12 protein-coding genes and 1 pseudogene are annotated in these 12,552 nt (G+C 61.7%); 10 read left to right on the top strand and 3 right to left on the bottom strand.

All coding sequences use genetic code 11. The features are described from left to right. Positions 1–10: 10 nt before the first annotated feature. Positions 11–264: pseudogene (locus EJ078_RS06505) on the top strand (type II toxin-antitoxin system HicB family antitoxin); the annotation flags it as partial. 182 nt (positions 265–446) lie between these two features. After that, positions 447–764, top strand: coding sequence for a YMGG-like glycine zipper-containing protein (locus EJ078_RS06510; RefSeq protein ID WP_095800226.1), 318 nt, complete (start codon positions 447–449; stop codon positions 762–764). Between the two features lie 22 nt (positions 765–786). On the opposite strand, the gene EJ078_RS06515 is transcribed toward EJ078_RS06510, so the two are convergent. After that, a complete protein-coding gene (locus EJ078_RS06515; RefSeq protein ID WP_245459130.1) occupies positions 787–2,790 on the bottom strand; it encodes an HWE histidine kinase domain-containing protein in 2,004 nt (667 codons plus the stop codon). A 276-nt stretch (positions 2,791–3,066) separates the two neighbouring features. Here EJ078_RS06515 and EJ078_RS06520 point away from each other — a divergent pair, with 276 nt between their 5' ends. The 5 genes from EJ078_RS06520 to EJ078_RS06540 all read left to right on the top strand — a co-directional run bounded on the left by EJ078_RS06520 (position 3,067) and on the right by EJ078_RS06540 (position 8,599). After that, positions 3,067–3,681: a methyltransferase domain-containing protein gene (locus EJ078_RS06520; RefSeq protein WP_208721159.1), complete on the top strand. Its 615-nt coding sequence runs from the start codon at positions 3,067–3,069 to the stop codon at positions 3,679–3,681. A gap of 154 nt (positions 3,682–3,835) precedes the next feature. Next, positions 3,836–5,080, top strand: coding sequence for a diguanylate cyclase (locus EJ078_RS06525; RefSeq protein WP_208721623.1), 1,245 nt, complete (start codon positions 3,836–3,838; stop codon positions 5,078–5,080). 156 nt (positions 5,081–5,236) lie between these two features. Beyond that, positions 5,237–6,775, top strand: coding sequence for an ATPase domain-containing protein (locus tag EJ078_RS06530; RefSeq protein WP_245457140.1), 1,539 nt, complete (start codon positions 5,237–5,239; stop codon positions 6,773–6,775). A 1-nt stretch (position 6,776) separates the two neighbouring features. Then, complete coding sequence (locus EJ078_RS06535; RefSeq protein WP_208721161.1) at positions 6,777–8,231, top strand: HWE histidine kinase domain-containing protein; 1,455 nt, start codon at positions 6,777–6,779, stop codon at positions 8,229–8,231. Continuing rightward, positions 8,228–8,599, top strand: a complete 372-nt coding sequence (locus EJ078_RS06540) for a response regulator (RefSeq protein ID WP_127216528.1) — start codon at positions 8,228–8,230, stop codon at positions 8,597–8,599. The genes EJ078_RS06535 and EJ078_RS06540 overlap by 4 nt, the downstream gene beginning before the upstream one ends. A 29-nt stretch (positions 8,600–8,628) precedes the next feature. Here the strand turns inward: EJ078_RS06540 and EJ078_RS06545 are convergent, their stop codons facing one another. Both EJ078_RS06545 and EJ078_RS06550 read right to left on the bottom strand, forming a co-directional pair. Next, positions 8,629–8,988 carry a hypothetical protein gene (locus EJ078_RS06545; RefSeq protein WP_208721163.1) on the bottom strand — a complete coding sequence of 120 codons (360 nt, stop codon included), beginning with the start codon at positions 8,986–8,988 and terminating at the stop codon, positions 8,629–8,631. A 69-nt stretch (positions 8,989–9,057) separates the two neighbouring features. Further along, on the bottom strand, positions 9,058–9,399 hold the full coding sequence (locus EJ078_RS06550; protein WP_128370221.1) for a hypothetical protein: 342 nt from the start codon (positions 9,397–9,399) through the stop codon (positions 9,058–9,060). Between the two features lie 152 nt (positions 9,400–9,551). Between EJ078_RS06550 and EJ078_RS06555 the strand changes: the two genes are divergently transcribed. From EJ078_RS06555 to EJ078_RS06565, 3 genes are all read left to right on the top strand, one after another. After that, positions 9,552–10,064, top strand: a complete 513-nt coding sequence (locus EJ078_RS06555; protein WP_127847779.1) for a hypothetical protein — start codon at positions 9,552–9,554, stop codon at positions 10,062–10,064. Continuing rightward, positions 10,061–10,747, top strand: a complete 687-nt coding sequence (locus EJ078_RS06560; RefSeq protein ID WP_208721165.1) for a hypothetical protein — start codon at positions 10,061–10,063, stop codon at positions 10,745–10,747. The genes EJ078_RS06555 and EJ078_RS06560 overlap by 4 nt, the downstream gene beginning before the upstream one ends. A 233-nt stretch (positions 10,748–10,980) precedes the next feature. Then, complete coding sequence (locus EJ078_RS06565) at positions 10,981–12,276, top strand: tyrosine-type recombinase/integrase (RefSeq protein ID WP_127216523.1); 1,296 nt, start codon at positions 10,981–10,983, stop codon at positions 12,274–12,276. Positions 12,277–12,552: the final 276 nt, after the last annotated feature.

Genomic DNA, 12,552 nt, shown 5'->3' on the forward strand with positions numbered 1-12,552 from the left:
AGAGGAAACGATGCGCCAGTACATCGGGTTGATCCACAAAGAAGACGCCAGCGACTACGGAGTGTCCTTTCCTGACTTCCCCGGCGTCGTTACCGCCGGCGCAAGCCTCGGCGAAGCGCGCACTTAGCCGAACAGGCTCTCGCCTTTCATGTTGGGGGTCTGATTGATGATGGCGAGGCCATCCCAGAACCTAGCTCTCTTGAACAGATCATGGCTGACGCCGACAATCAGGAGCTCGCGACCATCATTGTTCCATTGAGGACCCGCTGAAGGGTTACTGCCGAGAGGGTCGCCTTTGCCGTTTGGCAACCATGGCCTTCAACCACCGGGAAACCCTGACTCATTTCGTGAGCAGGCTCCGCCGCCGTTCCGCCGCAATGCGAGCCCACTTCGGCCAGGTACGCCCCTGTTTTAGTTGGTCTTTGGGGCTTGAAGGAGTTCTGGAGATGATGATCAAGAAGGTTTTTGTGGCGGTGCTGATGACCGCGGCACTTGCCGGATGCGAGACCCAGACCGAGGGCCAGCAGCGTGCCACCACCGGCGCGCTGATCGGCGGCGCCGGCGGCGCACTGGTCGGCCAGGCGATCGGCGGCAACACCAAGTCGACGGTGATTGGCGCGGCAAGCGGCGCGCTGCTCGGCGCCGTCGTCGGCAGCGCCACGACCCCGCAGCGCCGCGGCGAGCAGCTCTGCCGCTATCGGGACCGCTACGGCCAGATCTACACCGCGCCCTGCGACGACCGGTATTACCGCGGCGATTATTGATATCGCCGATCGGCTGATCTCCTTACTTGGGGAGATCAGCCGGCAAGGCTTCGGTCCCCGGTGGAACCGTCCCCTTCCCACGATCGAGGCTCACGCGAAAAGCGCAATGCAGACCTGACTGTTCGTAGTTCAAGGTAACGCCGTCGCCGCCCTCATACTCGAATATCCTGTGCAGCAGCTCCGTGCCGAACCCACGTTTGCCACGGGCAACGGGCGGGCCACCTTTCTCATGCCAATCCAGTTCAAGGAACCGGCTCGTCTCGCCTTCCACGACCTTCCACGAGATCGAGATCGATCCCGTCGAATTCGACAGTGCTCCATATTTGATGGCGTTGGTCGTGAGCTCATGAAGGGCCAGCGCGAGGGAGAGCGCGATATTCGCAGCCAGCCAAACCTCCTCGCCGCAGAGATCGAACCGGGCAAGCGGCGCGTGGGGCTCGATCGACGCCGCGATGAGGGTCTGGAGATCGGCGCCGCTCCAGTTCTCCCGAGTAAGGAGATCGTGCGCCTTGGCCAAAGAGATCAACCGGCTGGAAAGTGCCGCTCCCGCCTGGGCAAGGCTGGTGGCGTTGCGGATGGTCTGCCCCGCTATCGCCTGAACCACGGCCAATGTGTTCTTGACCCGATGGTTCAGCTCCTTGACCAGCAGTTGACGCTGCTCCTCGCCGCGCTTGCGTTCGGAGATGTCGAGACTGATCTGCACCGCGCCGATAATTGAACCTTCCGCGCTGCGGATAGGCCGGGCGCTGGAAAGCAGGTAACGTTGCTCCCCCGATGGCAGCTTGTAGGCGAATTCTTCGCTGTCGGTTTCTTCGCCGCGCATCGCCCTGCTCAGCGGGCGATCCTGCCGGCTGACACTTTGGCCGTCTTTATAGGCCAGCGTGTCGATCACGAGTTCAGGCCTGCCGAAGGTTTTCCGAGACTCTGTCGGCAGCCCCATCAATTCCGCAGCGAACCGATTGCGTATCACCTGGCGGGCCTCCGGGTCATAAGTGAACCAGACCGCTGCGGGCACCGTTTCCAGAACTGTTTCCAACTCGCGCGTGCGTTCCGCGATTGCGCGCCCGGCTTTGATCATCGCCTGTGCAACCGAGTCGAACTCGGCGACAGACGTCGACATGGGGTCGACCTCGCCCCCTGCGCCGAGCGCATCGGCGCGCGCGGCGAGGTCCACTGTGGCCTTGGTGAAGGTTTTACCGACCACGTAGCCCAGAGCCAGCGAAACAAGCAGCGCGGTGAGGCCTGTTGCGCCAATCTGTGCGAGCGACCACCACAGAGGCGCCTGAACATCTGAGAGCGGAACATTGGCGGTGTAGAACCAGTCCGAATACGGCGATCGGTAGTAACCGGCCAGCAGCGTGGTGCCTTCGAAATTGCTGGACCGGAAAGTACCGGAGCGGCCGACGATCTTATTCACATATTCGGGCAGACCCGGCCTGCCGGTCCACTGATCGTGCAGCTTCGATCTCGCAACGTAATTGCCCTCACGATCACCGACACCGACCGTCCACCCTTGCGGTACAGCTGGCAGCATGACGAGGCGAACACGCTCAGTCGGGACCGACATCGAAAGCAGCAGCGGCTGGCCTTTTGAGCCCGAGACTTGTCTGGTGACTGCGATGCGATATTCGTTCGATCCCGGCGCGGCGAACACGTTGCTGACCAGCACGCCAGCAAGATCCAGGTGCTCGCGCTCCTCGGGCGTCAGCGGTTCGGCCGAAGGCTCGGAGCCCTTGGCTGATTGCGTGCTTGCCAAGACGCGGCCAGCGAGATCACGCAGCGTGACTACCTGATCCGTACCCTGGACGAGGCGCCTCGCCTCGTTGGCAAAATCGGGCAGATCACCATTGGCGAGACCAGGAGACTTGGAGAGGCCATCGAGGCTCGTCTTGATGATTGCTAGCTCGCCGTCAACGATCAGCGACACCTGACGAGCAGTCCAAAGCGCCTCCTGCTCGATGCGGTGCTGCTCATGCAGGGCGTAGGCGACGAACAGGTAGGCAGCAAACAGCCAGACCGGCAACACGGCGGCCGCGATTAGTCCAAGCAGATGGGCTCGTGCCGATCGACGAGGCAAACTCGCGTCCCCTGTTTGTCCCAACGTTGCAACCATACCCCCAAGCTGACGAACGACAAGTGTGGATTAGCTCCCGCGCAAATATCGCGACTAGGCAGCGGCTTGGAAGGCGGCTGCACCTCATCGTCAGCGCACGACCCAAAGAGAGGCTGCGTTCGCTCGCGTCATTCTTTTGTACTCTTTGCGATGTAGCACCAGTTGCGGCGGGCTAAGGAGGAGGCCGAAATGACGACGAGCCTTGCCGGCGCGCTGAAGGACCGTGGCAAGCGCGCGGTGAAACGGCTGATCGGCTATGATTCGCGCAACTGGCTGCGCATTCGCCAGATCGAAGCTTTCACGGCCTTCCTCGAAGCGGCCAATCGCAAATCCCGCGACGTCATCGAAATCTCACCCGGCTGGAACCGCTACTGGCGGTCGATGTGCCCGAACTACCGCTCGGTTGATTTCCCCGAGTTCGACATCTGCCGCGACCGCACTGACGAGCAATTTTCCATTGTCATCGCCGACCAGGTGCTCGAGCACGTTCAGCGGCCGCTCGCGGCCGCCGCCAACATCCACGCAATGACCAAGCAAGGCGGCTGGGCGATGGTCGCCACGCCTTTCCTGTTCCGGGTGCATGCACGGCCGCATGATTACAACCGCTGGACGCCGGCGGGATTGAAGCAGGTCATGATCGAGGGCGGCTTCGCAGAAAATGACGTGCAGGTCTTCGGCTGGGGCAACAAGGCCTGCGCGAGGGCGCACATCGGCGGGCCGGTGCGGGCCTACGGCCTGTGGCGGGATCTCAGCAATGACGAGGAGTACCCGGTCATGGTGTGGGCATTCGCAAAAAAGGGATGAGCAGATCGCGGCTCAGGAGCTGATTGCCGTGCGATCGCCGCTGGAAATCAAATCTTCATCTTAACCAAGCATGCTAGCGCGCTCTTAGCGGCCCAATGGGTCAGACGAGTTCGACGATGAAGCATTCTAGAGCTTAGCGGCCGTGTCAGATCCGATGCACCTCGATGGGCATGACAGCCCTGCCCTCGCCGCCGAAGTCGACCGGCTTCTGGCGCGCCGCACGCGCGACATCCGCCTAAAAGGCGAAATAAAGAACCGCTTTCGGGCACGTGTCTGGCCGCAAACGGCGAAAATCATTCGCTCTTGGATGACCTGGGTGGCCTTGCTTGACGTGCTAACCCTGGCGCTCAACATGCTGATGCTGCCAAGGTCTGTCGCGCACTCCATGCTGCTGCCGGGCGCCATCATCCCGCCCGTGGCAGTGGCCGTTGTTTTCGCCTGGCGAAAACCGCAGGCGGCCTGGCTGCAAGGAACCTCCCTGATTGCGGGCATGTTCCTCATCCTGCTGTCCGTCGCATTGGTCGGCGTAAGCGCTGGTGGCGAGTTCTATGAACGGCAATTGAATGTCATGCTGTTCGTTGCCATTACCGCCATCATTATCTTCGGTATCCCGCTGGCCTGGACGGTGGCCATCGCCGGGCTGGCGCTCGGGCTGTATCTCGTGTTTCAGCTGCAGAACCCGGCCATCGGCTTGGGAAGCGCCGTGGCTGCGACACTGTTCTTCGCCAGTGGTATCTTCGCAACCGTCGCCGCGCGACGCATCATGACAATTCTGGCTCAGAAGACTTTCCTGTTTGAGCTTCGCGATCGCCGCCGGGTTGCCGAACTGGCTAAAGCGAACCAGCGGTTGGAAACATTGGCAAGGACCGATCCGCTCACCGGCATCGCCAACCGGCGCTGGATGACGGAAACGCTCGGCCGCATCTGGGGAAGCGACAAACGCTGCCTTGACGGTGCCGCAATGCTCATGTGCGACATCGACCACTTCAAGAAGCTCAACGATCACCTCGGCCATTCCGAAGGCGACCGCTGTCTGGTCGAGGTCGCCCGAATTATCCAGGAAAACGTCAGGCGCGATCACGATCTCCTGGCCCGCTACGGCGGCGAAGAGTTCCTCGTGCTATTGCCTGGGGTGACCGAGGAAGAGGCGACCTCGGTGGCCGAACGCATTCGAAAGAGCATTGAGGCCGCAGCCATTCCCAACCCAGGGTCTCGCGTTCGCCGCGTCACCCTCAGCATTGGAGTAGCGGTTCAGAGCGCGGACCAGGCCATCTCACCGGAGCAGCTACAGCGTCACGCCGACGCAGCGCTCTATCTGGCCAAGCAAGCGGGCCGTAACCAGGTGCAACTCCACACGCCGGAGTCAACCAGGAACCAGACCATTCGGGTCGGACGCTAGCAAGCTTCATTAGCTGACAACAAACGAAGTTGGCGGCCCCGGCCGCCCTTTCGGCCGAGCGGCAGACAGAGGAGCCAGGGGAACCAGAGCTTGGTTTCGCCGTTTTCGGTTGGGCGGGCCAGCGTATCCCGTCGCTTGCATGTGAGGGACGAAGACGTGGCGGCCAATGACATCGCTGAGGGGGAAATCTTCGGAGCGGAGGAGATAGGCACAGAGCGGGTGTCCACAGGCAGCGAAGGCCTCGACGATATCTTGGGCGGCGGACTCGATCCCGACAGGATGTATCTCTACGAAGGCCGCCCCGGCACCGGCAAAACAACCATCGCGCTTCAATTCCTTCTCCAGGGCGTGCAGCTTGGCGAGCGCGTCCTCTACGTCACCCTGTCAGAGACACGTCGTGAGCTGGCGTTGGTCGCCAAGAGGCACGGCTGGACGCTGGACGGAATCGAGGTTTTCGAGTTGGTCCCGCCCGAAACTTCTCTCGATCCCGAACGCGAACTGACGATCCTTCATCCGGCCGAAGTTGAGCTCAGCGAAACAACGAACCTTGTGTTCGAGAAGGTTGCGGCCCTCAATCCCTCGCGAGTCGTCTTCGACAGCCTTTCCGAGTTGCGTCTGCTGGCACAGAACTCGTTGCGGTATCGACGCCAGGTTCTCGCGCTCAAGCACTTTTTCGCCGCGCGCCGCTGCACGGTGGTGCTGCTGGACGACCTCTCATCGGCGGACTCCGATCTGCAACTGCACTCGATCTGCCATGGCGTGATCAACCTCGAACAGCTCGCCTTGGATTATGGGGCCGAGCGCCGTCGCATCCGCGTAATCAAAATGCGCGGTATTCGGTTCCGCGGCGGCTACCATGACTTCACGATCGTCAAGGGCGGGCTCAGGATCTTCCCGCGGCTTATTGCAGCCGAGCACCATACCAAGTTTGCGGGAGATCCCACTCCGACCGGCAACGCAGAACTTGACAAAATGCTCGGCGGTGGGATCGAGCGGGGAACCAATGCCCTCTTCATCGGCGGCGCCGGGGTGGGGAAATCGTCACTGGCTTTGACATTTGCGCTGGCTGCAGCCGACCGTGGCGAGCACGCCGTCTATTTCGCTTTTGATGAGGGACTGGGCACTATAGAGGGGCGAGCGCAAACGTTGGGAATGCCGCTGGAGGAGGCATTGGCCGCCGGAAAAATACGGCTCCAGCAGATCGACCCCGCTGAGCTGTCCCCCGGCGAATTCGCCGCAGGCGTACGGGCGAGCGTCGAGCGCGACGGTGCCCGGATCGTCGTGATCGACAGCTTGAACGGCTACCTCAATGCGATGCCCGATGAGCGCTTCTTGATCCTGCAGATGCACGAGTTGTTGACGTATCTCGGGCAGCAGGGAGTAACGACCATTTTGATACTGGCTCAGCATGGCCTGGTTGGCCCCATGGCTACTCCACTCGACATCAGCTATCTCAGCGACGCGGTGCTTATGCTGCGCTATTTCGAATTCGGCGGCTCGGTCCGACGGGCACTTTCTGTGGTCAAGAAGCGGAGCAGCAATCACGAGCATACGATCCGTGAATTCCAGCTGACGCCGACGGGCATTGCACTCGGTCCGCCGCTGACGCAATTCTCCGGTATTTTCTCGGGCACACCGATCTACAATGGCGATCAGGAGCTACCAACGGTGCGCGTTACCAGGGATCGGGGCTGACATGGACGGCAGCGCCGTCCTTGTGCTGGCTCCCATCGGGCGGGATGGACCGGCAGCAGTGGAAATTCTATCGCGCATCGGAATTGCGGCGATCGTGTGTGCCGACTTTTCCGCTTTGGTCACACGTTTAGGACCGCAATGCCTTGCCGTGATCGCCACGGAAGAAGGCCTGTTTGGCCGAGATATTCCCGCGTTGATCAGTTGGACACAGAACCAGCCGGTCTGGTCAGACCTGCCATTCATCATTCTCACGAGCCATCTGGCCCACCAACGGGCCGCCGCCTGGCGAGCCGATCTTGTTTCATCGCTCGGCAACGTTACGCTGCTGGAACGCCCTGTTGAGGCGATTACTCTGACCAGTTCCACGCGTGCAGCGCTACGCGGGCGTCAACGCCAATATGACCTTCGAAGGCTGCTCAGCGAACTGGAGCATGGAAATGAACGCTTCCGGTTGATCGTGGAAAACGCCCGCGACTATGCGATCATTTTCAGCGATCCGGACGACACCATCACCGACTGGCTGCCGGGCGCGGCCGCTGTGTTCGGCTGGAGCGCAGACGAAATGATTGGCAAGCCAACCTCCTCCATCTTTACGCCCGAGGACCAGGCAAATGGCGTGCCGGAGCATGAACTCAGCCGCGCTCGCTCCGACGGCGTCGCTCCCAATATTCGCTGGCATAAGAGCAAGAGCGGAGGGCGCGTTTTTCTTGACGGCCAGACGGTGGCACTTCGCAATGACGATGGAACTATCCGAGGGTTCTTGAAGATCGGCAAGGACATAACCGAGCGCAAGCGCAATGAGGAGCGCCAGGCGGTGCTGACCGCCGAGCTACAGCATCGCGTCCGCAATGTCCTGGCGACGGTCGCCTCCCTCGTGAAGAGGGGCGACACCGGGGGAACAACGCAGGAGTTTCGAGAACGGCTAAGCGGTCGCATTGCCGCGTTGGCGCGCACCCAGACCCTGCTTACACGCTGGGCCGGAGAAGGTGTCGTTCTGGATAGCATTGTGCGCGACGAACTGCTGGCACAAGCCGCCGATCCCTCGCGAATTTCAATCGAGGGGCCGCACGTCCTGCTCATGCCGAAAGCCGCTGAAGTGCTGACATTGGCAATCCACGAACTCGCCACAAACGCTGCGAAATATGGCGCTATTGGCGCGCCCGGTGGCCAAATCGCCCTGCGTTGGGAGCGCAGAGAGCGAAAAGGCCAAGACTGGCTGCAGTTCCACTGGAAAGAAAGCGGTATGGAGATCTCACCGCGTGGAGACATGCGAAAGGGATTCGGAACAGAGCTGATCACGCGTCGTGTCCCGTTTGAGTTGAAGGGCACGGGCGAGATGCGCCTGACCGCCGGCGGTCTTCATTGCCGCATTGCCCTCCCGCTCAAGCCGAGCGAAAGCGTCCTGCAAACTGACGTGCCCGCTGACCTCCTCAGTGCCAGCAGGAATAGTTCATGAGCGTCGAGCTGCTCGCCGGCCGTACGGTGCTGATCGTCGAAGATGATTTTTACTTGGCCGACGATACCCAGCAAATCCTCGAGAGTGCCGGGGCGTTCGTCTCTGGTCCCGTTAGCAGCCCCCAGGATGCCCTTGCCGCCATTTTGGAAGAAAAGCGACCTGACTGTGCACTGTTGGATGTTAACCTCGGCGGCGGGCCCAGCTTCGAATTGGCCTTCGCTTTGAGGGCGAGGAACATACCTTTTGTCTTCCTGACCGGTTATGACGCGGAGATCATTCCGGAAGAGTTTGCAAGCACTCCATGCCTGCAGAAGCCGGTGGAGCCCGCGAAGCTTCTTGCTGCTGTTGCTGCTCTTCGCTCTATCTAGCCCACCGACGACTATGCCAATCCGCCGCTTCAACACGCAATGGCCAGTTCAGACTCGAGGAGCGGCACCGCCCCGTTGGCGTAGAGGATGACAGCATCCTCGAACTCTCCGGTGGAAGGATCCCCGGTCCGGCTGAACGCAACTACGCCGGCAGAGCTCGCCGCAAGCTTTTCTGCCAGTCGCAGAGCGTGCTCAATGTCCTGGACCTCTGTCGCGTCTCCAGGCGTGATCGCCCCTTTTGGCGTAAGCCTGAAACTCTGAACCACAAAATACGTGAGCAATGCCGCCTCCTTCGCCGCGTCAATCTGACTCAGCCATTGGAACAAAACAAGTACAAACCTGGCGGGCCAGTGCGACAAATCCACAGCCCAGGGCTGCAGAAGTAACATACCTACCTTGACAGAGTAGGTAGGTGATACCTACTGTTTGCCCTTACGAACTGGAGAAGGACGGTGGAATCAGTCACTCAAGCGCAGCAGTCCCGCGATCCTTCCGCTTGGGCCGTACAGCATCAGCACTGCCGCGCAGGCGAGGTCTTCGCTCTTGCCCTCCCATGCCCGGACGGTTTCCTCAATCTTGCCCCGAACGGCCGCGGCAACCGTTGGGTCGTCGAGCTTGACGTCCTCGGCGGCGAGCATCAGCGCCATGGCGCCTTCGTTAATTTCCAGCTTCGGACAGATCTTGGTGCCGGCGATTGCCTGCCCGACATGGGACATAACGGCCAGTTGCCCATCGCTGTAGGCAAAGGCCGAACCGGTCAGGGCAAACAACGAGACGGCAGCTCGCACCAACATTCTCATCCAATACCCCCTGCCCGCAATGCGCGGTTTGAACGCTATCACAAGGACGAAGCCGTCGCGAAGCGGCTCGCTGCCGCTGCTTTCATTGCCGCCACCCTGTTCTGCGCCGCTGTCACGGCCGGCGCGCTCTGATTACCCCAAGGAGACCCGTCTTGCTCGATACAGTCCAACGTTCAAAAGCGCGCCGAGAGTTTCCGGAAGCTCCGGGCGAGGCCCATCCACGCTGCCTGGAAATGGCAGAGGCAATGCGCGATCTGTTTGCTGTTGGCGGTGGCGTTCGGCTTGAAGACTTGGTCGGGGCCGGCTTCACAAGCGCCGAAATCATCGAATTTCAGGACAGCGCCGCACGTCTGGCTTTGCTCGCCAGCACCAAGCAGATCACCATTCGCCCGGATCTGCTTGCGGACATGATTGAGAAGGCCCGGCACGCCGCGCCCAATCGGCCACCGCTGCCAGGCGGCGCGCAGCCTACACAGGGCCTCATCGTGGCCTGGGGCCAGTATTGTGCCGCCCGTGCTGCCCTGCTGCTCGACCCCTGGTCGGGTCAACGCGAGCGCTGCATTTCCGTGCTGTCGGGCTATCTCGACCGGCTGCCGATCTTCCCGGCCATTCGCTCGAGCGTTCTCACCGCCGTCGAAGCAGCCATGCCGCAGGTTCACCAATGAGGCCCGCCAGCAACGCGCCGAGCGCTAGACCCGCCATCATCCCAACCTTCAAGCCGGACGGGTCGGCCTTCGACCTGCTCGAGCCGAAGGCGTCCGACATCAGCTTCGCCGATATGGCCAACACGCTGTCCAAGCTCGCGCGGTTCAATGGTCTCTATCGCTGCCCGGCCTACTCTGTGGCGCAGCACTCGGTGATGGGTGCCGACGCGCTGTTCCGCGAAACCGGCGACGGCGTGGCCGCCGGCTATTTCCTTCTTCATGACGGACATGAATACGCGCTCGGCGACATCACCAGGCCGGCAGTCGACCTGATCCAGCATCACATCGGCCGGCTGGCGACCGACGCAGGATTGGATGCAGATTTCATCGACCGGCTCGCCCACCGCGCGATCGCGTCGGTCAAGCGCAGCATCGACGTTGCGATCTACCAGGCGGCTGAATTGCCCAACATCGATACCGTGCCGGCCTATGGCCGTCAGATCCGCGACATGGACGATCGCATGCTGGTTGCCGAGGCCGCGGCGCTGTTCGGCGCCCAGCCGAACAGCGCTTGCCTGCCGCGCGTTTCGCTGCCTCCGCCAAAGCTTGTCGGCACGATCGAGCCGTGGGGCGCCATGAAAGCGGAGCTAGCCTTCATCGACCGCCTGCAGCGCTATCTCGGTATCGCGGCGCGGGCCTGCTGAACGTGCAGTTTTCGCCATGAACACCAGCGGCAACGGCACTCCATGAACGGGTCCGATGAGTACACGGAAAACGCGCCGCTGCGGCTGGACATCGCGGCTCGGATTGCTTTCCCTGATGGCTCGATGGGCCCGGCCGGTTTGCGCAAGGAGCGCGACCGCGGGCGGCTAGAGACGGAAATCATCGCCGGCAAGGAATACACCACACTCGCAGCAATCGGGAGAATGAGAAAACTATGCCGCGTCCAAGCAAGGGAATTAGACTCGTCTGGCGGTCCGAGAGCCGAAAGGCCGACGGCAGCTTGCGCAGCAAGGCCGGCTGGTACATCGAGGACGCCGGAAGACGGCATCCCACTGGCTGCGGCAAGAGCGAGCTTGTTGAAGCTCAAAGGCAGCTCGCCGACTACATCAGCGAAAAGCATCAGCCGACGCGCCAGCGCAACCGCGACCCGGACCAAGTAAACATCGCCGACGTCATCAACGTCTATGCCGAGGACGTCGTCGCGCTCAATCCGTCGCAGAGCTATCGCAAGGAAGCGGCCGCGCGCCTGCTCGCCATTCTGACATTCTTCACCGGCACGGTCGCCGACATCTCAGGCGCGCTCTGCCGCGAATATGTCAACGGCCCGGCCAAGAAGGGCCGGATCCTGCCTACGGCGGCGATGGCACGCCGGCAGCTCGAGGATCTGCGCGCGGCCATCAATCACTATCACGCCGAAAAATACATCACGGCCGTGCCGAAGATCGTGTTGCCGGCGCGATCCGAGAAGGCCAAGCGCGCGCTGACGCGATCAGAAGCGGCGAGGCTGCTCTGGGCAGCTTGGCAGATGCGGCAGACCTGGAAGGGGCAAGAGAGCGATCGCCGGACGGGCCGGCACGTGGCGCGCTTCATCCTGACCGGGCTCTACACCGGTACGCGATCCGCCGCCATCTGCGGCGCCGCGACACGGCCCACAATGGGGCGTGGCTTCGTCGACCTTGAGCGCGGCGTCTTTTTCAGGCGAGCCGCCGACATGGTCGAGACCAGGAAGCGACAGCCGCCGGTCAGGCTGCCGGACCGGCTGCTGGCGCACATGCGCCGCTGGGCGCGTACCCCGGTTGACATCAAGACCAAGGGACGCGGCAAAAGCCGCACGATCGGCCGCATGATCGCGCACGAATTCATCGTCGAATGGGAAGGCGGGCCGGTTCGATCGGTGCGCAAGGCGTTCAAGTCGGCCTGCGAGATCGCTGGCCTCGGCTGGTACGAGCCGCGGATCGTCAAAGGCATCGAGACACAAGTCTTTGTCACAGATGTCACCCCGCACACGCTGCGCCATACCGCTGCGACATGGCTGATGCAGAACGGGGTCGAGCTTTCCAAGGCCGCGGACTTCTGCGGCATGACGGAAGCCGTGCTGCGCAAGCACTACTACCACCATCACCCCGATTTCCAGGCCGACGCCGCCGCGGCGATCACCGCCAAGGCGCCGGCGCCGCGCCAGAAGAGCAACATCGTCCGATCGGGTGTCTCCCACCTGAAACCCACCTGAAACCCCGGAAACAAACGTGAACAAAGGCCCCAAAAGCGGCCGATCATTAATGGCAAAAGCCCGGAATTCCGGGCTTCTTCTGGCAAGACAGCTTGTTCGGGACGATGGGGTCGCAGGTTCAAATCCTGCCACTCCGACCAGAACGAAATCTCCCGAAAGTCTTTAGTTTCCCTGATTATTCAAACCTTTCGGCTTCGCGCAGAGAACCGTATCGCTGCGTGATGCTTCAAGACGCGACGCGCTTGCCGCATATCAATGCTCAAGCCGAACTGATGA

Source organism: Mesorhizobium sp. M1A.F.Ca.IN.022.06.1.1, from assembly GCF_003952605.1.
In the GTDB taxonomy this organism is placed as follows: Bacteria; Pseudomonadota; Alphaproteobacteria; order Rhizobiales; family Rhizobiaceae; genus Mesorhizobium.